The following is a 25,727-nucleotide window of genomic DNA, read 5'->3' on the forward strand; positions in this document are numbered from 1 at the left end:
CCATCACTGAATATTTTTAAGGGTTAAGGTGTAGTTTAGCACCTCGTTGTGAATTTGTACGGGCACTTTTTGACGGCCGTTTTGGACATATTCGATGGTGAGAATGGTTTGATGCGCATCATTGATCAATGTGCGTGTTAAACCCGCATCATGGATGTGAACCGTCTCTGGTAAATGTCCTTGCCAGGCTTGAGCATCATAATGAGCGAGCATGAAATTGCCTAAAATTTCTGGCATATTCGGCAGAGGAATGTTGGGCAGATACTGTTCTGTTGTGATGGTGTGACCATCGTACACAGTTTTAAACACACGAATGCCCACAGGTGTGAGCGCCATAAGGGTTAAGGTATGATCCTGAATCGTCACCATTGCCATAAAGGAGAGCTCATGGCCACGCACAGCGGTGGTGATGAGCGCTTGAGAGTGAAAGGGTGCATGTGATTTTGGCGCAGGTAATTGAGCGATCAAGCGCTGCGTTAGGTGAAATTCTGTGGGGGCGAGCTTTGGTGGATGCGCACAGCCACTGAGGAACATGAGCAATATGCCCGTATATAACCATTTCATCATCATAACTCCGAAGGGGCACGCGTGCGTGCTAATGGGGCGAGCAGCAAAGCGGTGGCAATGCCAAGTAATAAAATGAGCCCAAAGCCTGAGATGGCATTGGTTTGACTCAAAGCCAATAAGCCAAAGGTGAGCTCAGAAATGAGGGCGGCTAACATCAAGGTGATCAATAAGATAGGCGCAGGGTTACGACTGCTGAAAAACAGCACATAATCAATGCTGATGCCAAGCACTAGGATCAACGCCATCACACCAAAGAGATTAAGGGTGATGCCAAACCATCCAAAAATCCCAAGGGGCAACGCAATCGCAAGCAGTAAAACAATGCTGCTGATCATGCCATTTTGAATGCCTTTTAGACTCAATAAGGCGATCATCACAATCATTAACGCAGCGCCGAGCAGCCATTGCATGGTGTGACGATATTGCCCAAACAGTGTGGACAATTCACCTTTGCGATCCACCCAATGAAGATTCGCATGATCGCGTGTGGCCGCTTCAATGGCAGTGGCATTGTGCATATGTGTGATGGGCACAATGGCGGCGCTCTCACCATTCGGCAGCGTTTGAATGAGTAGATGCCATCCTTCGCTTAAGGGTGAATGCAGCCACTCGGATAGACGCATGGGCTGTTCAGGCAGCGTGATCTCATCAACTGTGATGCCAAGGCTGCTGTATTGCGTCATTAAATGCGGTAATGTGTCCTTTAATTGCGTTAAACGCGCGGTTTGTGTGGCATGCGAGGCAAAGGGCAGAGGCTGATAACCTTCGATCCAGCCTTGTTGCACCCAATGGTCAAAGGTGGGCGTTAGGGCTTCTAGGTTGGTGATGAGTCCATCAGGTGAATCTGCGGTCACCATCACCACACGTTGATCCATGTTTTGTTTGAGCAGTTGCCCGATGGCATGTTGCTCTGACACCAACGTTTTAGGCAGGTCTTGCAGTGCGCTAATGTCATCATCAATTTTCAGTTGAAGCATTCCTGTGGTGGCAATGATCAATAATAAAATGGGGCAACCGATGCGAAGCAAAGATTGGGTTTGCCAAGCGTTTGTGTATCTTGTGATGTGATGCAATAAACGCGGTGTGGTGCGTGTGGGCAAGGGGCGTGTGAAGGGAAACCACACCACAATGGTGATGAACACACACAGCAATCCTGTGATGGTAAAGATGGCCAATTGCGCCAGCCCTGCAAACGGGGCAAACAGTAGCACCACATAGGCAAGCACTGTGCTGATCAATGCGCCCACAAGTGGTGAGAAGATCGTGCGAATGGTGTCAATGCCTGAAAGATTGGGCAGCAAACTTCTAAAGGTGAGAAAAAGCAGCGTGTAATCAATCGCCACACCAATGATGCTCGTGCTCATCACTAGGGTGATGAGATGAATCTCATGATCAATGAGGAGCACCATGGTTAGGCCAAACAGACTGCCAAGGGTCAATGTGAACAGCGTTAAGCCTATGGCACGCCATGAGCGGAAAAAGAGATAAAACACCACGATGATGCCAATCAAAGAAGTCAGTCCAATGGTTGTGATGTCATGCTCAGCGAGTGTGGCTGCATGATTGCCATAAAAGAGGGCGCCACTTTGTAACAGTGTGACAGAGTTAAAGTTTTGCAGTAAGTGTGTTTTTGCTGATTCAAGCGCATTGGCAATGGGTTTGCGTTGCAGCATGCCGCGGGCATCATCGGCAATTTCTGCACGAATGAGAAACCAGGTTTGATCGTTCGTTGTGAGGGTGACCCAGCCATTTATCAGGGAAAACTGTTGATGTTGCTGCATTTGATTGAGGACAAATGCACGGGTCAGCAATAAAGGATCATGCTTGATCTCTGCCATCGACACGCCTGAAAAGGGTGAATACAGCTGAGATAAAATCCAGGGCAAATAACTTTGATCCGCCATTTTTTCAAAGAAATTGTGTGGCATCAACATCGGGGCGCTTTGAATGGCATCGTGCCACGCGCGTAAATCCTCAGGGGATTTTTGTGCCTGAATGTGGGTGATGTGGTCAATGTTTTTTAAATCATCCACAAATTGAGTGGCGGCCGCTTCGCCCATTTCGACTGAGGGCGCTGAGATTAACCACACCAACTGTTGATCAAGGGTGTTGAGGTAGCCTTCAACTAAAGCAGGAGGATAAGCGGCAGCGCTCTCTTTAGGCAATAGATCAAAGAGATTGCTGTTAATGCGGCTGTGGGGGATGAGCCACGCTAAGAGCAGCAGCATCGCGCAAATCACCATGCCCCAAAGTTTAGCGAGGGCTTTGATGGAATTAGGGGTTAAAACGTTTGGCATCAAAATCACTTAAGGCATCTGCGGTTGCATGATGGGTAAAATAGAGGTGAGTGACATCATTTTGTTGATCTTTGAGTGCCACTTCACGAATGAATTGATCATGCACTAAGGTGATGGAGCGGAAGATTTGGTTAAAGGGCGCCGTTTTCGGTGTCAGCACCAAAGTTTGCAGCCCCTTTTTTTCAGTGCGTTCTGTCACCGTGAAGTATTGCTCAATCACTTTAGGATCCATTGTAAAGAGGGCGGAGAGGAGTTGATTGAATTGAAAGAGCATGGGGTTATTTTTAGCGGTGATCACCTCTTTTTGACCGTGCTCGATCTGCTGCACCATGTGTTTTGACGTAAAGAGAATGCTCAGCATAAACGGGGTTTGTTGTTCCCAATAGAGTCCATGCTTGTCAGAAATGATTATGTGCCCAGTGGAGATGATCGGTTGTGGCAAGCCTTCGATGGTGCGCACTTGCTTAAAATCTGCCGACAATACTGGAAATGCTGCAGGCAAGGCAGGCGTTGCCCATGCGTTTAGACACAATGATGCCAGTGCAATGAGGATTACAGAGAGTGATTTAAACATTGTTGCACACCTCTAATGAGTTCAGGGGGGGATTGAAATTCCAATTCACGGCTGTTGCGATTGACACTCACTTGTGTGGTGTAGCCTTCTGTGAGTTTGTGTCCATGGATTTGATCTGTGATGCGGTAATGAATTTTCAAGCGGTTTTCATATTCCATCAATTGCGCGGTGATGATAATGGCTTGCTCATGCACCAACGGTTTAATGTATTTCACATGGCTTTCCACAATCGGGAAAATATAATCGCTGTGTGCCATGGTTTGATAACCATAGTTTAATTTGATCATCAATGCTTCACGGGCTTTTTCAAAATATTTCAGATAATTACCATGCCACACGATGCCAAGGGGATCTAAATCATAAAATGGCACCACATACGGCACAGAATGTTCAACGAGGGGTTGTGGACGTTTCATGCGTGGCTCCTTCGATGGGTTGCCAAAAAGGATAAAAATTAAACCATTGTAACGGGGCGCTCAGACAATAATGGGTCAAATGATCCACATATTCTTGCATCATGTTCACCATCGCTTGTGTGCGCTCGCCGCGTGCTACGTTTGGCGCCGTTAAAGCGTGAAGATGAATGTGGTATTGCGTGCCCATTTTTAAGCCCACCATAAAATAAGTGGGCGCTTTGAGCAACATTGCAAGCACAAAGGGGCCTGTGGGAAAAGCCGCAGGTCGCCCAAGAAAATTGAGCACATGGGCATAATTTGCCGAACGATGATGATGGGCGGCAGGCAAGCGATCGGCTAAAATCGCCACGTAATCGCCACGATCGAGGGCAGATTTTAAAAAGATCATGGTTTCTGGCGTGATGTCAGAAATGGAGACCAAATTGATTTGTGATTGAGGGTTCAATGCTGTGAGCACTTGATTAAAGCCGGCAGTTTGCTCCACTTGCATCAAGACATGAATGGTTTGTGTGGTTTCCATTTCAGCCAGTGCCCGGCACACTTCAATGTTGCCTAAATGGCTGCCCATGATGAGCATGCCTTCGCGGCGATTGAGAATATCGCGGCTCTCATCACTGAGCACCACATCTTTGAGCTGAATTTTACCACTCCAGCACAGCAGTTTATCCAATAATGCTTGCCCAAAGCTCATAAAATGTGCCAGAGAAGAGGTATTAGGCAGTCTGATGTTGTGGGCGCGGCCATAGCGGTGCAGTGTTGTTAAATACTCCTTTGATGCCCGGCGAGCCGTTTGACCAAAGAGCCAATAGAGGCTCATCACCGGCCACAAAATGACGGTGAAAAAGGGGCGTCCAAGGTATCGCTCGATCCACAATAAAATGCGAATGCCAATGAGCGCGCCTTTCATTTCCGGTTGTTGATGCCAATCGTGAGATTTAGCCATGCAATTTTCTCCGCAATAAGCAGGGCAAGCGTTTGAGCATGCCAAAGACTAAGCGCGTGTGCATCCATGAGATGAGCACATTATCTTTGAGCATGCGAAAGTGAGAGACGCCATGCTCAGGGTAGATCACCTGTGTTTGAATGAAAATCATCGGCACATGTTGCCAATGCAGGCGCACTAAAATCTCGGTGTCAAAATCCATGTGCACACCCATTTTTGAGTTTTCAATCACATACAAAGTCATACCCACAGGATAAACACGAAAGCCACACATGCTGTCTTTAATGTCAAAGGATAAGGTTTCCACCCACACCCAAAAATGGGTGATGTAACGGGCATATAAACGGCCTTTAGGAATGGATGCGTCATAAACGGGTTGCCCAGAAATCACAGCGTCAGGTTCAGCTTCAGAACGGGCAAGAAATTTTGGCACATCTGCCAGTTGATGCTGTCCATCACTGTCGATCTGAATGGCATGGGTAAAGCCGAGTTGATCGGCCATTTCAAGCCCTGTGATCATCGCTTGCCCTTTGCCTTGATTATGGGTGTGATGATGTAAATGGATGGCATATTCATCTGCAATGGCTTGAAGGCGCGCTGTGTTGTCAGCATCTGAACCATCATTGACCACAATGATGGGCAGATCAAATGCCACTAAATCAGGCATTAAGGGTAATAATTCTGCCGCATGGTTATAACAGGGAATCACAAAACAGGGTCGATGCGTGCTCATGGATCATCCTTTGGGTTTGAGGCGAATTTTGCCCTTGCTTTTAGTCGCATCGGCTTTAAATTCGAAGGTCAATAGGGTATCTGATGGGGCATCAAGGGTTAAGGTGATCACATCATTGGGCACGATCGGCTGTTGAAATTTCACCTGTTGAATGCCATTGAATTGTAAATCATCGCGGATGTATTGGGCAAAATAATGCATCACCCAATCAATTTGGGCAACGCCCGCGAGTAATGGAAAGGTGTCAAAATGACCTTGAAACCAAAATAGATCAGGTTCAATGGTGATCTGCAAGGTCACGTGTGTGCTTGATTGTTGCTCGCACACGACAGCTTCGGAGAATTTTTTAATCATCAAAGAGCTCCTTTAAATCATAGTGGCTCACTTTACCTTGCGCATTGACGGGTGCTTTGTCAATCAATCGCCAACGTTTTGGTAAGGCAATGGGCTCAATATAGGCTTTGAGATGGGCGGTGAGATCACGAATGAGGTACTGCGGATCATGGGGTTGTGCCATCACAAGCACAGCACCTAAAATGGTTCGCTGCCCATGGGTTAAGGGTACGAGATGAGCGGTGCAGTTTGGCAGATAGGCTTCAATGCGCGCCTCAATTTCTGTCAAAGAGATGCGCTTTTCTTCCATTTTTAAAATGCGATCGGTGCGCCCAAGGAGTTCAAACCCCTCAAAGTGGATGGCAATGCGATCATTGAGGGAAAAATCAGCAGCGTCTATCAAAGGTGAGGATAAGCGGAGCGTTTGATCATTGTTTTGCATGATCTCAATGCCCTTAAAAGGCTGAAACAGCGCGTGTTTTGTGGGCATGCGATGGGCAATCACGCAGGTTTCGCTGCTGCCATAAATCTCAATCGGTGCGCATTGCAAGCGCATTTCGCACTCATGGGCTGCCGCGGATGGCAAGGGGCCGCCTGCGGAAAAAATGTGTGTCATTTCAAGTGGGCTCATTAATGCAGGATCTAAACGCTTTAAAAATGCCGGGCTTGTGATGAATGCATAGCGGCGATTGCGTGGCAATCCTGCCAGCTCCTCTTGATAAGTGATGGCGTGCATATAAACGCAGCCCTCATTGATCAATGGCCAAAGGATGTTAAACGTTAAGCCATATTGATGCAGCGGCGAGACAGTGGCAATCACCACCGTGCCCTGCATTAAAGGCCATGTTTGCTGTAGCAATGCGCTCTCTTTAGCGAGCAACGCCACGCGTTTAGGAATGCATTTGGCAATGCCACTTGAGCCTGAGGTAAAAAAGTGCACCACTTGATCTTCGATGGGCGCTGAAAAATCGAGCGGTAAATGTTGTGTTGTGATCTCATCAAGCATCAGGCAAGGCGCCTCTAATGATATCGCTCGATCCGTTAAGATGGCATCATAATGTTCACGCTGTTCTGCCAAGAGTTTTTCACGGGTGTGCCCAAGGATGACCGGTGTTTTGCCTGCATATAATAGGGCAAAAAAGCAGGCAGTGACCTCAAAACAATTGAGGGTGGCAATGACAAAACGCTGCTCTGACATGTTGTGAAGGCGATGGGCAAGGGTGGCAATGCGTGCTTTAAGATCAGAAAATGACAGCGCACGTTGCCCATCGATGTAACGAATGGCTGCGGGATTGTGCTGTAAAAATAGGTCCTGGTAGCGCATTATGTTTTTGCCATGCATCGCTGACGGACACACCATTCACTTAGGAACAATGCGCCCATTAAACCATAGCTGATGAGCCCGTTATAGAGGGTCCAAATGGCAAAATCCATCTGCGTGGTGAGATAAGCAAGGCTGCCATTGAGGATGAAAAAGCCCACCCACACTTTTGTGACGGTGCGAGTATAAGCAATGCCTGCTTTGGGTAAATCAGGCGTGCGTAATCTTGCTAACCGCTCAATGATGGGCGGTGGCACATATAAAGAGCGTGCAAAAACAGAGAGCATCACGCCATTGACCACCACGGGATAATAGAGCATCACCTGCAAAGATCGAAACAACAGCGCACACAGACACAGAATCAATGCAATCATTAAAATGAGGCGCATCACTGATTTGAGCTCAGAGTGCTGTTCGCTTAGGGTGAAATAGCGCACAGCAAAAATGAGCGCCATCACACTCACCATGACTGGTAAGGGAATGATGGCCATGCCAAAAAAGATGATGAGCGGATAAAGGCCAATTAGGGCAATGCTCAAGGGAGTGAGCAGTGCTTTTAGCCAGTGTCCTTTAGTCTTTGAGGATGTTTTCAATCACATCCACCACATCATTGACGGTGCGCACTTGTTTAAAGACGCTAGGCTCAATATCGCGTTTGAGCACTTTGCGCAGCTGTACCACTAAATCCACCGCATCGATGCTGTCTAAATCAAGTTCTGTATATAAATTAGAATCTAAACGGATATCTTCAGGTGGAATTTCAAACAACTCTGAAATGATGCTGACGATTTGGGCATAGATTTGATCGCGGGTCATGCTAGGGTTCCTTGTGATGAGAGGCAATGTAATCGGCAAGTGTTGCCACAGAAGCAAAGTAGGCTTTGTTGTCCTCCGTGTTGCTCGATAACACAATGTTGAAATGATTTTTAATGGCCAAACCAAGCTCTAAGGCATCGATGGAATCTAAGCCTAGACCTTCGTTAAAAAGTGGTGCATCGGTGTCGATGTCATCAATGGTCATGCCCTCTAAATTCAGAGAGTCGATGATCAGTTGTTTAATGTCGTCATGAAGGCTCATGCAGTGTCCTTTTTTGATTGTTGTAGATTGTGTTGCAATCGTTGGGTTAAATCATCCGTCAATTGACGCGATTGATAGCTTAAACGATGTTCTGAGTTTAAATACGTACAAATATTTATCTTCTCTTGTACTTTAATGATGAAGGTGGGCTGCAGGGGTGGCACTTGATACCATTTGAGCTCTTTTGTGAGCATCGGTTGGTCAAGGTCAATGCTCACCAAGCGAATGTCTTTTTGAGTGCGAAGGGCAATGTTTGCCGCCCCGCGTTGTAAACGAAGGGGTTCGCCTGCGGTGGTGCGCGTGCCTTCTGGAAAAATCAGCAATTTATCTTGTGGGCTGAGTTTTTCCTCACACAATGCAATGAAGCCTTCGGTTTCATCATTAGGAATGTAATCGGCCGCGCCAATGACGCCCTTCATAAAGATATTCTCTAAGAGTTTTTTTTTCACAATGCAGCTACAATGATCAATGCGGGAGGCTAAAAAGACGTAATCTAAAATGCTTGGATGATTGGCCACCACAATCACATTTTGATCTTCGTTGAGCGTCTCAAAGCCTTCAAAGCGGTATTGAAACACGCGAAAGGTTTTTAACCACCATAAAAAGGCACGAAATGTGCGTCCAATGGCTTTTTGTGCAAAGCATTTGCGTCGCTGATGATCACGTTCCATTAGATGATGCAACGGAAAAATGATCATCGATAGAATCAGTCCACCCATGCCAAAGAGGGCAAAGGCGACACCTGTCATAGAGATGCGCCACAGACAATTGAGTTTTTGATACATTATGATTTGCTCTGAATGCAGCAGGTGAGGCGTTGCCCACGCAATGTGATGTGAGAGGGATCAGTTTGCCAATCGCGCCACAATCTCAGCGGTAAAGGCTCTGTGAGGGTTTGTGGCTCACTGTGGGTGCAGGTGATGGTAAATGCATCGCCCGGACTGAATACCAAAGCCATGGCATACGCTGGCGTTAACATTGCACCATGGGCGGCATAAAAATCGGGCACTTCGCCATCAAAGGCAATCAAGGCAATGTGATGGTGTCCGCTGTGCTGCAATGCCACAACTTCATTGAGGGCATGGATTAAGCCATCTTGACCGCCGGCAATCGATGTCACCTCAATGGGCGTACGCGTTAAAATGGTGGCCAGACCCGCCGCTGTATTGTGCACGCTCATTGAAAAATCTGTCGGGGAGACGCTTTCGCCGTTTGCAATGTGTTTGATCACATTAAAGCTGCGCTCAAGTTCGCCATGCTCACTTAAAAAAATGGCAGCATCCACCGGTGTGGTTTTTAGGGTTCTGATGAAAACTTCACAGGCAAGTTTAGCCGCAAGACTCATACGTCGCGCTTGCATCATCGGAATGCTTGGCGTTTTAGGGTAGTCAAATGGGGCAGTGGGCGCGCCATCGACAGGCTCATTTGCCGTCAATCCTTCGATGTGAGAAATGTCAGTGTAAAATTGCATGTGCTTAATTTATCAGAGAAATCGTGTGCGATATTATACAAAATAATTATTTAATTGCTAGAATGCATTTTTTCAATGATTGATCCGAGCGAAGGGGCAAATTGTGCCATCAGATTTTTATAATAAAGACTCATTAAATGCATTAGAAGCCATTACATTAGCACAGCGCATTGCCTTTGCGCCCATGATTTTCCAAGCGGCGGTTTGTTTGCGTGATTTTGGCATTTTAGCCCATTTAGATGCAGCAAAAAAAAACGGGTTAACCTTGCGTGAGATCGTCGATCAAGGATCATTGAGTGAATATTCTGTCAGTGTTTTGCTTGACATGGGGTTGAGCTGTTCAATCGTTTATCAGCAAGATGCCCGTTTTTATTTAGCCAAAACTGGACACTTTTTACTGCACGATGAGATGACGCGCATCAACATGGATTTCACGCGGGACATCTGTTATGACGGCTTATCCCATTTAAAAGCATCTTTAATCAGCAATACCCCACAAGGCTTAAAATCGCTCGGTAACTTTGAGCATTTTTATCGCCATTTAAAAGATCTGACGCCGACGCAGCAAAAGAGCTGGTTCGAGTATGATCATTTTTACTCAGATGGTGCCTTTGATGCCGCCCTTAATGTGGTGCTCGCTGAATCACCTGCCCACATTTATGACATTGGTGGTAATACTGGGAAATTTTCCATGGCGTGTTGTCAAAAGAGTGCAGATGTACACGTGACGATTCTAGATTTACCCGAGCAAGTGGGGCTTGCCACTGAAAACATTGTGGCAGCGGGTTTATCTGATCGCATTGACACACATTCATTGAACATTCTCACCGCGAAGGATTTGCCAAATGCTGCAGATCTCTATTGGATGAGTCAGTTTTTAGATTGCTTCAGTGGAGAAGAGATTGTTCGCATTTTATCACTCATCAAAGCGACAAAAGCCCCCACAGCAAAAGTCTGTATTTTGGAGATCTTCTGGGATCAACAACAGTTTGAAGCGGCCGCTTTTAGCTTAAATGCATCCTCGTTATATTTTACGGCGATCGCCAATGGCAACAGTCGCTTTTATGAGGCTGAAGTATTTAAATCTTATATCGAGGCGGCAGGGCTGTCCATTGTGAAAGAGGTGAGAGGCATCGGTCCTTATCACACGTTACTGATGTGTGAGTGATCAGCAATACTCTAAAATGGTGCGTGCCACGTGGGCGCTGTCAATGGTGCGCGTGGCACAAGCGGAAGCTTTTGGATGCGCGCCCACACAAATGCTTTCACAGCTATGTTCAAAGAGACTGATGTCATTGGCATCATTGCCAAAGGCGATGAATTCATCAATGCCAAGGGCTTGCACACCACGATATTTCGTGATGCCAGCCGGGCTGATGTCAATCAACGCTTCATTGTGATAAATGTGTGCTTCCACGGGCAAATTGGCAATGGCATCTAAAATCTTGGGGTGATCAGTCATCATCACCAATTTAATGATGCTTGGCAATGTGTGATACGACGAATGATTGCGGGCAAGTTTGAGCTCATCGACTTTGCCAAAAATGTGATGATCTTGTGCGCCTGTATAGGCATAATCCCAATCACTGTCCGCTAAGTAATCGATGGGATAATCTTCTAGAAGTTGAGCTAAAGGCGAGAAATCATCAAAGTAGGTGGCGGTTGTGACATCACCTGTTTTGACAAGCGCACCATTGCCGCCAATTAAATTGAGTTGTCGCATCCATGTCGGAATGACAGGATAAATGTCCCGAATCGGGCGCGCAGAAGCGATGGTTAATGTATGGTTTTCATTGAGGGCTTTGAGGGCTGCCTCAATGTCAGAAGACAATGGCATGCCCTGAAAACAGAGCGTGCCATCTAAATCAAAAACAAACTGCATTATTTTTCAAGCAATTGATAATGAAGGGTTGCGGTATCGCTTTTACGATAAAAGATAAAAGGGGTTTGATACGATTCTAAAAAGGCCGCGCGCTCAGCTTCTGTGTCAAACCAACGCTCTGCGGTAAAATCGGCACCTAATAAGTGCTCGGCGTTCAATGGATTGTTTTCTGGCAGCGTCATGCGAACGCCATATTTTTGACTCATACAAAACTCCTCTTTAATGATTAATTAACCGCCCGTCATGGACATAAAACGCGCGATTTTGCCTTTATCTTCGACAAATTCATGTTTTTCAGGTTTTAGATCAATGGCTTGACGAATCGCATGTTTAATCGATTCATCCGTGCAATCAGGCGAGCGCACCAAATCACGCAGCGCATATTGCTCATTTTGCCCAAGGCACATATATAAGGTGCCATCAACAGATAAACGCACGCGGTTACACGTTTCACAAAAATGCTGCGAAATTGGCGTGATTAAGCCTAAGGTGAATTTGCCATCTTTAGATTGCCAATAACGTGCAGGGCCACCGCCACGCACTTGCATGGATTCGACGAGATCATATTTATGATAAATCTCTTTGAGAAAATCAGAGAGATTCTTGCCTTGTGTATTGCGCCCTGTGTCGCCCATCGGCATCACTTCGATCATGCGCAAAATGAAACCATGCTCGATGCAAAAGGCGATCATTGGCTCAATCTGATTATCATTGAGATTGAGCATGGGCACCATATTGATTTTGATCTGTTTAAAGCCTGCATTTTTTGCAGCCATAATGCCGTTGTAGACTTTGTTAAAGCAGTTGAGCCCTGTGATCTCTTTGATCACCGATGTGGTCAATCCATCTAAACTGATGTTTAAGCGGTCAAGTCCTGCTTCTTTTAAAGCCACAGCATGTTTTTCTAATTGGGTGGCGTTGGTGGTCATGGAGAGATCTTCAACGCCGTCAATGGCTTTGATGGAAGCCACAAGCTCAGGGAGATCTTTACGCAATAAAGGCTCGCCGCCTGTTAAGCGAAAGCGTTTAACCCCAAGCTCTGTAAAGTTACGAATGATGCGCGTGAGCTCATCGAAGGTCAACCAGTTTTGCGGCACCTCAAAATCGCGAAATCCCTCAGGAATACAGTAAGTGCAACGTAAATCGCACTTATCGGTGACGGAAATTCGCACATAATCGATTGTACGGCCAAACTGATCAACTAACATAACTTACCTCACACAACTTATAAGTGGAGTGACTTAATGCATTCAGAAAGTAACTCTAACTTCTTGAGCTGAGTATACTCTTTTCTATACACCAAACCAATTTTTCTTTTAGGCACAGGCGCTTTGAAAGGGATACAAGCAATGAGCTCTTGAACGTGGTCATTGATCAATGCATACTTTGGTAAAACTGAGATGCCTTGGCCAGATGCCACAATGTTACGGATGGTTTCTAATGAATAATGATGGGCATTATTTGAGCTGATTTCTGGGCATTGCTCCACCACTTGATCACGGAAACAGTGACCAATGTTTAGCAATAATGGATCATATTCATGAATCACCGCAGCATCAATGGAAGATTCGCCAGAGAGCGGATGATGTTTTGGCGTGATCACATAGAACTCTTCATCATACAATTCATCGACGGCTAAAGAGGGCTCATAAATTGGTAGTGCCACAATCGCTGCATCAATCTCGCCACTTTTGAGCATAGGAATGATGTTGTCGGTTGTGTTTTCAAAGATGTTGAGCGTCAATTCTGGCGCGGCTTCTTTTAACACAGGAATCACGCGCGGTAGTAAATATGGGGCGATCGTAAAGATAATGCCAAGCTTCAACTCGCCTTGTGCAGAGTTAATAGAAACACGTAACTCTTTGAGTTGTTGCACAATGGCAAAAATCTGTTTAACCTTAGGTAAGGCCTCTAATCCTTCGGGCGTTAAAAATACTTCACTGGCAGAACGCTCAAACAGCGTCACACCTAAAGAGTATTCTAAGTTTTTGATGCCGATCGAGAGGGCAGGTTGTGAGATAAAACATTTCTGAGCCGCGCGACCAAAGTGTTTCTCTTCGGCCACTGCTAGGAAATACCTAAGTTCGTTCAATTTCATCAGTCAGACTCCTATAAAGTAAACCACTCAAAGTTGCATTGTTATAATCATTTCATTATTTTATCAATGATAACACCATTGCGCATAAAAAAGTTAGGGTACAGGCTTCAGACCCTAAGATCAATCTTTCCAATTTTTGATCAGAATCACTCAATTTTTCACTTCATTGGCACATTTAAATTATTCATGAATATCCGATAAAAAATCAGGGGGTGATGAAAATTTACGTTTTTTATGATTTAAAAAATTTATAATGACTCAAAAAACGATAGGGGGGTGCATTTTTTAAGAAAAAGATTGGACTATTACTCAAAAGACGATAAAATTTAGGCAGCCTTCAAGCTCTAAACCAAAGAGGATAAAGATGAAACAAATTGATAGATTTAAACAGTGGTCAGCATTGTATGGCTCGAATGCGATCTATGTAGAAGAAATGTATGAATCCTATTTATCCGACCCACATTCTGTCTCAGAAGAGTGGGCCGCATTTTTTAAGGACTTCAAAAACGACGAAACCATCAATGTATCACATGCAGCGGTGAAAGAATCCTTTAAAGAATTGGCAAGAATCAAAAACCAATCGGCTGCTCAATACACCATTGACCCTGTGGCGTCTGAAAAACAAGCAGCGGTATTGCGCTTAATCGAAGCGTATCGCATGCGTGGTCATCAAGCGGCTGAATTGTGCCCTGTGCACATTCGTGATCGCCAAATCATTCCTGAATTGTCACCTGAATATCATGGTTTAAGCAGCCAAGATTTCGAATCTGAATTCAACACTGGCACATTGACCAATGTTGCACAGATGAAATTAAAAGACATCATCAAAATTTTAAACAGAACCTATACGCAATCGATCGGTGCAGAATACATGCACATCACAAAAACCGAAGAGCGTACATGGATTCAAAATCAGCTAGAAAGCGTTAATAATAATATCAAGTTCTCTAAAGAACAAAAGATCGACACTTTAAAAGAGTTGATCTCCGCTGAAGGTTTAGAGCGTTATTTGCACACGCGTTATGTGGGTCAAAAACGCTTCTCACTCGAAGGCAGTGATGCTTTAATTCCACTCATGCATGAGTTGATCGATGAATCAAGCGAAGAAGGTGCAGAAGAAGTCATCATTGGTATGGCGCACCGTGGTCGTTTGAACATGCTGGTGAACATCTTAGGTAAAGCACCGAAAGATTTGTTTGATGAGTTTGAAGGCAAACGCACCGTTGAACGCGGCGCAGGTGACGTAAAATATCACATGGGCTTCTCATCAAGCATCCAAACCAAACATGGCGATTTACACTTAGCGTTGATGTTTAACCCATCGCATTTAGAAATCGTTGATCCTGTGACTGAAGGTTCTGTGCGTGCCCGTTTAGAGCGCCGTGCAGAAAACTTATCACCATTACCCTTTAACAAAGTATTGCCTGTGTTGATTCACGGGGATGCGGCGTTTGCGGGCCAAGGCGTTGTGATGGAAACATTACAATTGTCAGAAGTGCGTGGTTATCGTTGTGGTGGTACGGTTCACATCATCGTTAATAACCAAATCGGTTTTACTACGTCTAACCCATTAGACGTGCGTTCATCTGCTTACAGCTCTGACGTTGCTAAGTTGATTCAAGCGCCAATTTTCCACGTCAATGGTGATGATCCTGAAGCCGTAAAATTCATTGCAGAATTGGCCATCAATTATCGTCAAAAATTCAACAAAGACGTTGTGATTGATTTGGTTTCTTATCGTCGTTTAGGTCACAACGAAGCGGATGAGCCAAGCGCAACTCAGCCAATGATGTACAAGAAAATCAAAGCGCATCAAACACCTGCCGCCGTTTACGCAGAGCGTTTGATTGCTGAAGGCACCATCACACAAGCTGAATACAAAGCGATGACTAAAGCGTATCGTGATCGTTTAGAAGAAGGTAAATCCGTGGGCTATCCAACGATTCCTGCCATCAACGATACATACACGAAAAAATGGGCGAAATTCTTAAAAGATTCCCCTAAATTTGGTACACCTGAACAAGTGGTGCCAAAAACAGCAGTGCCTGCCTCTGAAATCAAAACATTGGCAGAAGAGATGAGTGTGTTGCCACAAGGCTTTACATTGCATCCACGTGTTCAAAAAATCTATGAAGATCGCATCAAAATGGCAGCTGGCGCTGCACCGATCGATTGGGGCTTTGCAGAAAACATGGCATACGCGACTTTATTAAAAGAAGGTCATGGTGTGCGCATTTCTGGTCAAGACTCTGGTCGTGGTACGTTCTTCCATCGTCACGCTGTGTACCACAACCAAGTGGATGGCTCAAGCTATGTGCCATTACAACACATCAACAGTGGTGCGCGCTTTACTGTGATTGATTCCATTTTATCTGAAGCGGCTGTCATGGGCTTTGAATATGGTTATGCAGCCACTGAACCTGATTCACTCGTGATTTGGGAAGGTCAATTTGGTGACTTTGCCAACGGTGCACAAGTGGTGATCGATCAGTTCGTATCAGCCGGTGAAACCAAATGGATGCGTTTATGCGGCTTAACATTGCTATTGCCACATGGTTATGAAGGTCAAGGCCCTGAGCACTCTTCAGCACGTCCTGAACGCTTCTTACAAATGTGTGCGGAAAACAATATGTCTGTCGTGGTGCCAACAACGCCTGCGCAAACATTCCACTTATTCCGTCGTCAAGTGTTGCAAGAGTATCGCAAGCCTTTGATCTGCTTCTCGCCAAAGAGCTTATTGCGTCATAAATTGGCTGTGAACACCTTAGAAGATTTAACCGATGGTGCATTCCAACCAATGATTCCTGAAAGCAAAGAGCTTGAGAATAAAAAAGTGGATACACTCGTGATTTCTGTGGGTAAAATCTACTATGATTTATTCGAAATGCGCGAAGAGAAAGCATTGAACAGCTTTGCATTGGTGCGTTTAGAAGAGATTTATCCATTCCCAGCAGCACAATTGGCAGAGATCGTGGCCACTTATCCAAACTTGAAAGAAATCGTATTCGTTCAAGATGAGCCAAGAAACCAAGGTTATGCCTTCTTTGTTCGTGACTATTTAGATGTTCATGCGTCGAAGAAAATTTCCATTCGTTACGTAACAAGAGAAGCGAGTGCATCACCTGCTGTGGGTTACAACAGCGTGCACGTCGAACAGCAGCAACAATTGTTACAACAAACTTTTAATATGAGTTTATAAAATACCACCAAAGATTTTTAAGGAGAATCTCATGAGTATCGAAATTAAAGTTCCTGTGTTACCTGAGTCGGTTGCTGATGCGCTCTTGGCCGTTTGGCACGTAAAAGAAGGCGACTTTGTAGAAGAAGGCGACAACTTAGTTGATTTAGAAACAGATAAAGTGATGCTTGAAGTGCCAGCGACCGTTAGCGGCACCATTCAATCCATCAAAATCGCTGAAGGCACAAACGTGACGGCAGGCGAAGTCTTAGCCGTATTGGTAGAAGGCGCAGCTGCACCAAAAGCTGAAGCTGCACCTGCAGAAGCCCCTAAAGCTGAGGCTGAATCTGCTCACAAATTATCCCCAGCTGTGAAAGTATTGGTGGAAGAGAATAAATTAGACATCTCTGTGATTCCTGCCACAGGTAAAGATGGTCGCCACACGAAAGAAGACATTTTGAACTTCTTAGAAAAAGGCGCAGCCGCACCAAAAGCAGCCGCACCTGCAGCGCCAAAAGCTGCTGCACCTACTGCACCTTTAAACGTTGTGAGCGGTAACCGCACAGAACAACGCGTACCGATGACACGTTTACGTGCAACCATCGCAGAACGTTTATTAGAAGCGAAAAACAGCACAGCCATGCTCACGACATTCAATGAAGTGAACATGAAAAACGTAATTGACTTACGTAAAAAATACAAAGACGAATTCGAAAAACGTCATGGCATTAAATTAGGCTTCATGTCTTTCTTCGTGAAAGCAGCCGTTGAAGCATTGAAAAAATATCCTGCGGTGAATGCATCGATCGATGGCAATGACATGATCTATCATGGTTACTTTGACATTGGTGTTGCGGTCTCTTCACCACGCGGTTTAGTGGTGCCTGTGATCCGTGATGCAGACCAAAAATCTTTGGCAGAAATTGAAAAAACCATCATGGATTTTGCAATTCGCGCCAAAGAAGGCAAATTAGGTTTAGAAGACATGACAGGCGGTACATTCACTGTCACCAACGGTGGTGTATTCGGTTCAATGTTGTCAACGCCAATCATCAACCCACCACAAAGTGGTATTTTGGGCATGCACAAAACTTACGATCGCCCAATTGCGGAAAATGGTCAAGTTGTGATCGCGCCAATGATGTACTTAGCGCACTCTTATGATCACCGCATCATCGATGGTAAAGAAGCTGTCGGCTTCTTAGTGGCCATCAAAGATGCGATCGAAGATCCAACTCGTTTATTGTTAGACATCTAATCAATCATTGACGCAAATAGAATCGGATTAGGGCAGTGCTTTAATCCGCTTCTTCTTGATAAGGAAAATCATCATGGCAAAAAAATATGACGTCATCGTCATTGGCGGCGGCCCTGCAGGCTATGTCGCAGCGATTCGTGCAGCACAATTGGGTTTGAAAACAGCATGTGTGGAAAAATGGTTGTCACCCGAAGGTGATCCTGTCTTAGGCGGTACATGCTTGAACGTGGGTTGTATTCCTTCTAAAGCATTGCTTGAATCTTCGCATCATTTTGCATATGCCAAAGATGGCTTTAGCGCACACGGCATCAAAATGGGCGGCGTTGGCATTGACGTTGAACAAATGATCGCGCGTAAAGATGGCATTGTGAAACAATTGACAGGCGGCATCGCGCAATTGTTCAAAGCGAACAAAATTGACTGGTTGCAAGGCGAAGGTACATTGTTCCCTGAGCGCACCGTTAAAGTGAAAGATCACATGGGCGAAGTGTCTGAATATCAAGCAGACAACATCATTTTAGCGGCCGGTTCAACACCGATTGATATTGGTGCAGCACCGATCGATGGTAAACGTGTGATCGATTCAGCAGGTGCTTTAGCCTTGACTGAAGTGCCAAAACGTTTAGGCGTGATTGGCGGCGGCGTGATCGGTTTAGAGATGGCGAGCGTTTGGTCTCGTTTAGGCTCTGAAGTTGTGATCTTTGAAGCGATGGACAGTTTCTTAGCCGGTGCAGATGCAGGCATTGCGCGTGATGCCCTTCGTTCATTCACAAAACAAGGCTTAGATGTGCGTTTAGGTGCGCGTGTGTTGTCTACGGTGACGTCTAAAAAAGATGTGAAAGTGACATACTCAAACACTGAGGGCGAACACGCTGAAACCTTTGATTACCTATTGGTAGCCGTTGGCCGTACGCCATACACCACAAACTTGGTGGATCCAAGTGTTGATTTGGTGATGGACGGTCCGCGCGTACATGTGGATGGCAACTGTGCCACAAACATTCCGGGCGTTTGGGCAATCGGTGACTTAGTGCGTGGCCCAATGCTTGCGCATAAAGGTTCTGAAGAAGGTGTGGCAGTGGCTGAGCGCATTGCTGGTAAATATTCATTTGTGGACTATGATTTAGTGCCATTTGTGATCTACACAGCGCCAGAAATTGCTTGGGTGGGTAAAACTGAACAAGCTTGTAAACAAGAAGGTTTAGACATTAAAGTGGGCAGCTTCCCATTTGCAGCATCAGGCCGCGCACGCGCGATGGATGCCGCTGAAGGTCAAGTGAAAATCATTGCCGATGCTAAATCAGACAAAATCTTGGGCGTACACATCTTTGGGCCAAATGCTTCTGAATTGATTCATGAAGCGGTGGTGGGCATGAGCTTTGATGCATCTGCAGAAGACATTGCACGCATCATGCATGCACACCCAACATTGGCAGAATCTGTGAAAGAAGCAGCGTTAGCGGTACATAAAGAAGCAATTCACGCTGTTAATAAAAAATAATCATTGTTTTTCGCAATGAAAAAAAGCTTGTGGTGACACAAGCTTTTTTTATGGGTGATTTATACGATGTGTCGGTAACGAATGTATGCCCAATACACCACCGGAATGGCCAGTAAAAATGAGCTCAGCGGCATGCTGATCCAAACGCCATCGAGCCCAAAGTATTTGGGTACAATGAGTAAAAATGGCACTTGAATGAGTAGATTACCGATGGAGATCACCAAGGCTTTTGAGCCTTCGCCAATGGCTTGGAAAAAGACGGTGACCATCACAAACACACCCTCTAAAAAGAGTAAGGATAAATGGATGTTGATGGCATGAATGGTGACTTTAGAGAGCTCTTGATCACTCGTAAATAATAGCGTAAAAAATCCCGGAAATATTTGCAGTAAAATCGTTAAACCGATGCCATAAGTCATGCCCACAATCACCATCATGCGGATGATGGCACGCGTGGATAAGAAATTCTCCCGCCCATATAAACGGCTGATGATGGGCTGCACGCCATTGGCGATCCCTTCCATACCCAAATAATAGATCGTCACGATGTAGCCTGTAATGGTGTAGGCAGAAACCGCGATGGTGCCGCCATATTTCACCAGCATCATGTGATGGAGCATCATGATAAAGCCCACATAAATGTACATGAAGAAGGTTGAGGCACCGTTGATGACGATCTCTTTAAGTAATTTCGGGCGCGGTTTAAAGTGGCGCCATTGAAGATTTTCACCACTTTGATACAAAATGTAATAGAGCCCTAAAAACATGGCGCAGGATTCGCCAATGATGCTCGCAAGCGCCGCCCCAAAGATCGACCATTCCCACACTACAATCATAAAATACGAACAGATGATGTTAATGGTGACGCCAATGGCCATATATAACGTGGCGCGGTAAGGATTGCCCATATTGCGCACCAAAAATGGCAAGGCAAGGCTACCAATCACCAAGGGCGAGCTCACCGCAAAGACGCGAATGAAATCCACCGCCATGAGGGCAGCGGTTTGGAAGGTTTTGCTCACTTGATATTGCGGATCACCAAGCATATACACCAAGCTTGGCGCAGCAACGTATAAAATAATGCCAAAAATGAGGCCGGGAATGAGGATTAATGGGATGGATTGGCCAATGATGGCTCTGGCGGTTTCATCATCTTCAGCGCCTTTAGCAATCGAATAAAGGCTGCCGGTACCGACGCCCACTAAGAGCCCAAAACCCAATAAAACAGTGATGTAGGACCAGCCAATATTGACGCCAGCTAAGCCCTCAGGACCGATGAAATGGCCAATGAAAAAGCCATCGATTAATTGATAAGTGCCGCTGATGAGCATGGCACCTAACGTTGGAATCACGTAGCTTATGAATAATAAGCGCAGTGTTTTTTGACTCACAAAGACCTCGGAGTTAGGGAGATTGTGAGATTATAGTCCACTTTTTAGGGCTCGGGCAGTGGGCAGGCAATTATTTTTCAAGCCAGTGATCAAGGCTCCATAAACCCGCGCCTTGTGGGATGAGGGCTAAAAATCCGCCAGCAATGGATAGATTTTTCATAAAGCTTGTGGCATCTTCTGGCGTACCATGGAAAATGATGGCAGACATGACACAAAAAATGGCTATGATCAGCGCAATGATGCGGGTTTGAAAGCCGATTAAAATTGCCAATCCGCCGCCAAACTCTAAAGCAATCACAAGGCTTAACATGAACTCAGGGATGCCTTTTGATGCCATGAATGCTGCCGTGCCTGCATAGCCGCCAATTTTTGCCCAGCCGGCAACAATGAAGAGATACGCCAATAGTGCGCGTGCGATGAGTAAAATGGCAGATTGTAAGTTTGGTTTAGCCACAAATGTGGCAAATAAACGGTTTAGGTTCATAAGGATTCCTAGAAGAGTGATGAGAAAGGCGGCATATTAATGGGATTATTTTTTTGTTACCATTGCGTTTTAGAAAATCATTTGTGCCCCTGAGGCATTAATGGAGAACATATGAAGCCCCTTTCACCCATTGCCACAGATGACATTCAGATTTTTTGTCGCGCCGTTGAGAGTGACCATTTCACCGCAGCTTCCATCAGCCTTGGCATGACGCCATCGGCAGTCAGTAAAGCGATTAAGCGACTCGAAGAGCGATTAAAAGTTAAACTCTTTCATCGTTCAACGCGTGTGATGCGTCTGACTGAAGCAGGGCAACGTTATTATGATGTGTGCCAAGATGCCCTTAGGCGCATTGAGATGATTGAACAGCAGCTCATTCATCATGCACAACCACAAGGCACGCTGCGCATCAGCTTGCCAGACAGTTTGGCGATTTTTCATCTCATTCCTGTGATCAATGACTTTATCGAGGCGCACTTAGGGCAATTGAAGGTGGAAATTGTGCTCAGCACTTCATATGTGGATTTCATGCGCGAAGACATAGATGTTGCCCTGCGCATTGGCGATGTGGGCAATGATCAATTGATCGCGCGACCGTTTGATCAACTTGAGCAAAAGATCGTGACATCGCCTCGTTATTTGGCGAAATATGGCACGCCAAAGACGCTTGCAGATTTATCACATCATCATTGCGTGGGGTTAAAATTTCCGGGCATGCCAACGGTATTACCGTGGCGAGTGGATGAAGGGCGCGCTTTACCCTTAACGCACACTGTGCAATACAGCGATCCTTTAGGGGCTTTAACCTCAGTCATTGAGGGCTTTGGCATCATTCAATTGCTGGATTTTTCTGTCAAAGAGGGACTGAACAATGGCACACTTGTTGAGCTCTTCAGTGATCATCGACCGCCGCCTTTATCGGTGAATATCGTCTATCTCAGTGGTTATTTACCGGCGAAGGTGCGGGTGTTTATTGATCATCTCTTTGCTCATGCGCCGCGCCGGTGCAATTGAGATTTGATATCATCTGGCAAATGTGATAGAGTTTTTCCCGTTGAACATTGATCTTTGGGGCAAGGTGAGAAGGTAACTTCAATTCCTGACCGGCGGTGACAGTCCGCGAGCGCAAGCTGACTTGGTGTAATTCCAAGACCGACAGTAAAGTCTGGATGGTAAAAGATGAATGGGATAGAAACGGCGTGCCATCAGGCGGGTCGTGGCTGTCTGTTATGCCCCGAAAATAAATGAATAAAGAGGGCATATGAACAAGCTAACGGAATCAGATTTAAGGTTTTTAGCGCGCGCTGTTGCATTGGCAACCGTGCCAATCGGTGCTGTGTCGCCAAATCCTTATGTGGGTGCAGTCATTGTCAAATCCGGCAAAATCATCGGTGAAGGCTTTCATGCCAAAGCAGGCACTGCACATGCTGAGGTTGTGGCCATTGCAAACGCGACAGAATCCACAGAAGGCGCCACCATTTATGTCTCATTAGAGCCATGTTGCCATCATGGTAAAACAGGGCCATGCACCGAAGCCATTTTAAAGGCAGGCATTGCACGTGTTGTGTATGCCACAGAAGATCCGAATCCAAATGTTGCCGGGCGTGGCAAAGCATTTTTACAAGCCCATGGCATTGAAGTCATCTGTGCAGATGATCCCACCGCCCGCGCCATCAACCGCATCTTTTTTCATAATCAATTGACGCAATCGACCTTCGTGACATTAAAAGCAGGCTTAAGTTTAGATGGCAAAATTGCCTCTAAAACGGGTGATTCACAATGGATCACGTGCCAAGCTGCGCGTAAAAAAGCCCATGAACTCAGAGCCATGCATGATGCCATTTTGATTGGCAAACGCACGTTACTCAATGATGATCCTGCCTTAACCGTGCGTTTAGAAGGCGATGATCGCAATCCTGTGCGCATTGTATTATTGAGAAATTTTGACGGCATCAGGCATGCTCATTACCAAATCTTTGAGACAACTGCAGCAAAAACGCTAATCATTCACCTAAATACAGCTATGATGGATGATGCCCTTAAAGCGGATTTAACAGCAAAAGGCGTGATGATTCATGCATTGCCTGCGATTGATCCGGCAACTTTATTATCTTACCTTTATGAACAAGGCATCATGAGTGTGCTCTTAGAAGGTGGCAGCAGCATTTATAACGCCTTTTTATCCGCCGGCAAAGTGGATGAATTGGCGCTTTTTTATGGCCCGCGTTTGATCGGTGATGATGCGCCAAGTTTGTGGGATCACAGTGGCATTACACAACTCAGCGATGCGCCGATTCTCAACATTGCACACACAGAATGCTTAGGGCAATCGATTTATGTACAAGCAACCTTTAAGGAGGTTGAATAATGTTTACTGGCATTATTGAGGAAGTGGGAACACTTCAAAGCAAACAACAGCGCGGCGATGTGATCACCATTAAAGTGGGTTGCCGTGCCATTTTAACGGATGTCAAAATTGGCGACAGCATTGCCAGCAATGGCGTGTGCTTGACGGTGACAAAGTTCGATGCACAAAGCTTTGAAGCGGATTTAACGCCGGAAAGCTTAAAGCGCAGCACGTTTGCATCTTTACCAATGGGCAGCCCGATTAATTTAGAGCGTGCTTTATTGGCAAACAGTCGTTTAGATGGGCATTTGGTTTCTGGCCATGTGGACACCATCACGCAATTGACGCGTTTACAAAAGTTGCAAAACAGTTATGTACTGAGCTTTCGATTGGATAAATCTGACCAGAAAATGGTGGTGGAAAAGGGCTCAATTGCCATCAATGGCATCAGTTTGACGGTGACGGATGTCACGATGAATGCTTTTAGTGTGAGCGTCATTCCGCACACGTTTGAGATCACGAATTTACACAATCTCAAAGAGGGCAGCCGCGTCAATATCGAATTTGATCAGCTCGGTAAATATATTTTGAAAGAGCAGGCTTCGACCTTAACTTACGACAAATTAGCACAATGGGGATATTAAGATGAATGCAATGGTTCAACGCATGGAAGCAGCATTGGCCGCCCTTAAACGTGGTGAAATCATCATCGTGATGGACGATGAATCCCGTGAAAATGAAGGCGATATGATCATGGCGGCTGAGTTTTGTGATGATCAGGACATGAACACCATGATTCGTAAAGCCGGCGGTTTAGTGTGCGCGCCGATCTCAGCTGAGATTGCCAAGCGCTTAGATTTAACGCCGATGGTGGTGAAAAATGAAGATGAATATCAAACGGCATTTACGGTCACTGTGGATTTTATCGCAACGCATACCGGCATTTCTGCGGCCGAGCGTGCTTTAACCTGCCGTAAATTGGCGGCAAAAGAGACGGTGGCTGCGGACTTTAAACGCCCAGGGCACATTTTTCCATTGATTGCCAAAGATGGCGGCGTTTTAGTGCGCCGTGGGCATACTGAAGCCTCCGTGGATTTGATGAAGCTTGCAGGTTTAACGGAAGCTGCCGTGATTTGTGAGATTTTAAAAGAAGATGGCACAATGGCGCGCCACGATGATCTATTAAAGGTGAGCCAGGCTGAAAATATGCCTTTTATCACGATCGAGGACATCGTCAATTATCGTCACCATTTAGCAAATCAAGCTGCGAGCATTGAGCCATTAAGCCATGCGCATTTGCCCACCGCTTATGGCAATTTTGAGATTTATACGTTTCCAAACAGTGAAGGCGAGGAGCCGCATGTGGTGCTTCGCAATGCTCAATATGATGATCAAGCACCGCTGACTATGCGCATTCACTCTGAATGTTTAACGGGGGATATTTTCCACTCGGTCAAATGTGATTGCCAAGCGCAGCTTGACTTTGGGCTCAAAACCATCGCTGATGATGCCAATGGCATGATGATCTATTTGCGCCAAGAAGGGCGCGGCATTGGGCTTGCGGAGAAGATCCGTGCGTATGCATTGCAAGATCAAGGGCAAAATACCATTGTGGCCAATGTGTCATTAGGTCATCCGGTGGATGCTAGAGATTTCACGGTGGCGGCGCAGATTTTGAAATATTTTGATCAAAAGCGCGTGCGCATCATCACCAATAATCCGGAGAAAGTCGCCGCCCTTGAAGCCAATGGCATTGAAGTGGTTGAGCGCGTGCCCACCCCAAGATTTGTGACAAAAGAGAACCAAGATTATTTAACCACCAAAGCGACCGAAATGGGTCACTATCTATAAGTTT

Annotated in this window: 27 protein-coding genes and 1 riboswitch; of the genes, 8 read left to right on the top strand and 19 right to left on the bottom strand. The window is 45.7% G+C overall.

Annotation, left to right across the window (positions count from 1 at the left end):
• Positions 1 to 3: 3 nt before the first annotated feature.
• The 13 genes from B9T10_RS06450 to B9T10_RS06510 are packed head-to-tail and all read right to left on the bottom strand — an operon-like array spanning position 4 to position 9,733.
• A complete protein-coding gene (locus B9T10_RS06450; RefSeq protein ID WP_008315856.1) occupies positions 4 to 567 on the bottom strand; it encodes a DUF3261 domain-containing protein in 564 nt (187 codons plus the stop codon).
• Positions 567 to 2,864, bottom strand: coding sequence for an MMPL family transporter (locus B9T10_RS06455; protein ID WP_094538106.1), 2,298 nt, complete (start codon positions 2,862 to 2,864; stop codon positions 567 to 569). The genes B9T10_RS06450 and B9T10_RS06455 overlap by 1 nt, the downstream gene beginning before the upstream one ends.
• Positions 2,842 to 3,438: a LolA family protein gene (locus B9T10_RS06460; protein ID WP_094538107.1), complete on the bottom strand. Its 597-nt coding sequence runs from the start codon at positions 3,436 to 3,438 to the stop codon at positions 2,842 to 2,844. Before B9T10_RS06460 ends, B9T10_RS06455 begins: the two co-directional genes overlap by 23 nt.
• Positions 3,417 to 3,854: an acyl-CoA thioesterase gene (locus B9T10_RS06465; RefSeq protein ID WP_063455577.1), complete on the bottom strand. Its 438-nt coding sequence runs from the start codon at positions 3,852 to 3,854 to the stop codon at positions 3,417 to 3,419. Before B9T10_RS06465 ends, B9T10_RS06460 begins: the two co-directional genes overlap by 22 nt.
• Entirely contained in the window at positions 3,829 to 4,797 is a 969-nt protein-coding gene (locus tag B9T10_RS06470) for a lysophospholipid acyltransferase family protein (RefSeq protein WP_094538108.1), read from the bottom strand. The genes B9T10_RS06465 and B9T10_RS06470 overlap by 26 nt, the downstream gene beginning before the upstream one ends.
• The gene (locus B9T10_RS06475) at positions 4,790 to 5,530 is read right to left on the bottom strand and encodes a glycosyltransferase family 2 protein (protein ID WP_094538109.1); all 741 of its coding nucleotides are present in this window, start codon (positions 5,528 to 5,530) and stop codon (positions 4,790 to 4,792) included. The genes B9T10_RS06470 and B9T10_RS06475 overlap by 8 nt, the downstream gene beginning before the upstream one ends.
• 3 nt (positions 5,531 to 5,533) lie before the next feature.
• Positions 5,534 to 5,884: an ApeI family dehydratase gene (locus B9T10_RS06480; RefSeq protein ID WP_008315850.1), complete on the bottom strand. Its 351-nt coding sequence runs from the start codon at positions 5,882 to 5,884 to the stop codon at positions 5,534 to 5,536.
• Complete coding sequence (locus B9T10_RS06485; protein ID WP_179220633.1) at positions 5,877 to 7,187, bottom strand: AMP-binding protein; 1,311 nt, start codon at positions 7,185 to 7,187, stop codon at positions 5,877 to 5,879. The genes B9T10_RS06480 and B9T10_RS06485 overlap by 8 nt, the downstream gene beginning before the upstream one ends.
• Positions 7,187 to 7,723: a COG4648 family protein gene (locus B9T10_RS06490; protein ID WP_094538111.1), complete on the bottom strand. Its 537-nt coding sequence runs from the start codon at positions 7,721 to 7,723 to the stop codon at positions 7,187 to 7,189. Before B9T10_RS06490 ends, B9T10_RS06485 begins: the two co-directional genes overlap by 1 nt.
• A gap of 31 nt (positions 7,724 to 7,754) precedes the next feature.
• Entirely contained in the window at positions 7,755 to 8,000 is a 246-nt protein-coding gene (locus tag B9T10_RS06495; RefSeq protein ID WP_008315845.1) for an acyl carrier protein, read from the bottom strand.
• Between the two features lies 1 nt (position 8,001).
• Entirely contained in the window at positions 8,002 to 8,262 is a 261-nt protein-coding gene (locus B9T10_RS06500; RefSeq protein WP_008315843.1) for a phosphopantetheine-binding protein, read from the bottom strand.
• On the bottom strand, positions 8,259 to 9,047 hold the full coding sequence (locus B9T10_RS06505; RefSeq protein ID WP_094538112.1) for a lysophospholipid acyltransferase family protein: 789 nt from the start codon (positions 9,045 to 9,047) through the stop codon (positions 8,259 to 8,261). Before B9T10_RS06505 ends, B9T10_RS06500 begins: the two co-directional genes overlap by 4 nt.
• Positions 9,047 to 9,733 (bottom strand): beta-ketoacyl synthase chain length factor, encoded by a 687-nt coding sequence (locus tag B9T10_RS06510; RefSeq protein ID WP_094538113.1) that lies wholly within the window; start codon positions 9,731 to 9,733, stop codon positions 9,047 to 9,049. The genes B9T10_RS06505 and B9T10_RS06510 overlap by 1 nt, the downstream gene beginning before the upstream one ends.
• A gap of 103 nt (positions 9,734 to 9,836) precedes the next feature.
• On the opposite strand from B9T10_RS06510, the gene B9T10_RS06515 reads away from it, so the two are divergent.
• Positions 9,837 to 10,901 carry a methyltransferase gene (locus B9T10_RS06515; RefSeq protein ID WP_094538114.1) on the top strand — a complete coding sequence of 355 codons (1,065 nt, stop codon included), beginning with the start codon at positions 9,837 to 9,839 and terminating at the stop codon, positions 10,899 to 10,901.
• On the opposite strand, the gene B9T10_RS06520 is transcribed toward B9T10_RS06515, so the two are convergent.
• From B9T10_RS06520 to B9T10_RS06535, 4 genes are read right to left on the bottom strand one after another with little or no spacing between them, the layout of a single operon-like run.
• Positions 10,902 to 11,615 (bottom strand): HAD-IIB family hydrolase, encoded by a 714-nt coding sequence (locus B9T10_RS06520; protein ID WP_094538115.1) that lies wholly within the window; start codon positions 11,613 to 11,615, stop codon positions 10,902 to 10,904. It abuts the gene before it with no gap.
• Entirely contained in the window at positions 11,615 to 11,821 is a 207-nt protein-coding gene (locus tag B9T10_RS06525) for a hypothetical protein (RefSeq protein ID WP_008315836.1), read from the bottom strand. Before B9T10_RS06525 ends, B9T10_RS06520 begins: the two co-directional genes overlap by 1 nt.
• A 24-nt stretch (positions 11,822 to 11,845) precedes the next feature.
• Positions 11,846 to 12,823: a GTP 3',8-cyclase MoaA gene (gene moaA, locus B9T10_RS06530; protein WP_008315835.1), complete on the bottom strand. Its 978-nt coding sequence runs from the start codon at positions 12,821 to 12,823 to the stop codon at positions 11,846 to 11,848.
• Between the two features lie 17 nt (positions 12,824 to 12,840).
• Positions 12,841 to 13,713: a hydrogen peroxide-inducible genes activator gene (locus B9T10_RS06535; RefSeq protein ID WP_008315834.1), complete on the bottom strand. Its 873-nt coding sequence runs from the start codon at positions 13,711 to 13,713 to the stop codon at positions 12,841 to 12,843.
• 364 nt (positions 13,714 to 14,077) lie between these two features.
• On the opposite strand from B9T10_RS06535, the gene B9T10_RS06540 reads away from it, so the two are divergent.
• The 3 genes from B9T10_RS06540 to lpdA all read left to right on the top strand — a co-directional run bounded on the left by B9T10_RS06540 (position 14,078) and on the right by lpdA (position 19,650).
• Positions 14,078 to 16,912: a 2-oxoglutarate dehydrogenase E1 component gene (locus B9T10_RS06540; RefSeq protein ID WP_008315833.1), complete on the top strand. Its 2,835-nt coding sequence runs from the start codon at positions 14,078 to 14,080 to the stop codon at positions 16,910 to 16,912.
• Positions 16,913 to 16,943: 31 nt separating this feature from the next.
• Positions 16,944 to 18,149 (top strand): 2-oxoglutarate dehydrogenase complex dihydrolipoyllysine-residue succinyltransferase, encoded by a 1,206-nt coding sequence (gene odhB / locus B9T10_RS06545; protein WP_063455584.1) that lies wholly within the window; start codon positions 16,944 to 16,946, stop codon positions 18,147 to 18,149.
• Between the two features lie 73 nt (positions 18,150 to 18,222).
• On the top strand, positions 18,223 to 19,650 hold the full coding sequence (gene lpdA / locus B9T10_RS06550; RefSeq protein ID WP_008315828.1) for a dihydrolipoyl dehydrogenase: 1,428 nt from the start codon (positions 18,223 to 18,225) through the stop codon (positions 19,648 to 19,650).
• Positions 19,651 to 19,709: 59 nt separating this feature from the next.
• Here lpdA and B9T10_RS06555 read toward each other — a convergent pair whose 3' ends face one another.
• Together B9T10_RS06555 and B9T10_RS06560 are read right to left on the bottom strand one after the other, a co-directional pair.
• Entirely contained in the window at positions 19,710 to 21,041 is a 1,332-nt protein-coding gene (locus B9T10_RS06555; protein WP_008315827.1) for an MATE family efflux transporter, read from the bottom strand.
• Between the two features lie 70 nt (positions 21,042 to 21,111).
• Positions 21,112 to 21,525: a DoxX family protein gene (locus tag B9T10_RS06560; RefSeq protein WP_094538116.1), complete on the bottom strand. Its 414-nt coding sequence runs from the start codon at positions 21,523 to 21,525 to the stop codon at positions 21,112 to 21,114.
• Positions 21,526 to 21,636: 111 nt separating this feature from the next.
• On the opposite strand from B9T10_RS06560, the gene B9T10_RS06565 reads away from it, so the two are divergent.
• The 4 genes from B9T10_RS06565 to B9T10_RS06580 all read left to right on the top strand — a co-directional run bounded on the left by B9T10_RS06565 (position 21,637) and on the right by B9T10_RS06580 (position 25,723).
• On the top strand, positions 21,637 to 22,539 hold the full coding sequence (locus B9T10_RS06565; protein WP_063504156.1) for a LysR family transcriptional regulator: 903 nt from the start codon (positions 21,637 to 21,639) through the stop codon (positions 22,537 to 22,539).
• 46 nt (positions 22,540 to 22,585) lie between these two features.
• A riboswitch (FMN riboswitch) is annotated at positions 22,586 to 22,710 on the top strand.
• A gap of 76 nt (positions 22,711 to 22,786) precedes the next feature.
• Positions 22,787 to 23,893, top strand: coding sequence for a bifunctional diaminohydroxyphosphoribosylaminopyrimidine deaminase/5-amino-6-(5-phosphoribosylamino)uracil reductase RibD (gene ribD, locus B9T10_RS06570; RefSeq protein WP_094538117.1), 1,107 nt, complete (start codon positions 22,787 to 22,789; stop codon positions 23,891 to 23,893).
• Positions 23,893 to 24,516, top strand: a complete 624-nt coding sequence (locus tag B9T10_RS06575) for a riboflavin synthase (protein WP_008315823.1) — start codon at positions 23,893 to 23,895, stop codon at positions 24,514 to 24,516. Before ribD ends, B9T10_RS06575 begins: the two co-directional genes overlap by 1 nt.
• A 1-nt stretch (position 24,517) precedes the next feature.
• Positions 24,518 to 25,723 (top strand): bifunctional 3,4-dihydroxy-2-butanone-4-phosphate synthase/GTP cyclohydrolase II, encoded by a 1,206-nt coding sequence (locus B9T10_RS06580; protein WP_008315822.1) that lies wholly within the window; start codon positions 24,518 to 24,520, stop codon positions 25,721 to 25,723.
• Positions 25,724 to 25,727 lie beyond the last annotated feature (4 nt).

Source organism: Wohlfahrtiimonas chitiniclastica, from assembly GCF_002252325.1.
GTDB lineage: Bacteria > Pseudomonadota > Gammaproteobacteria > Cardiobacteriales > Wohlfahrtiimonadaceae > Wohlfahrtiimonas > Wohlfahrtiimonas chitiniclastica.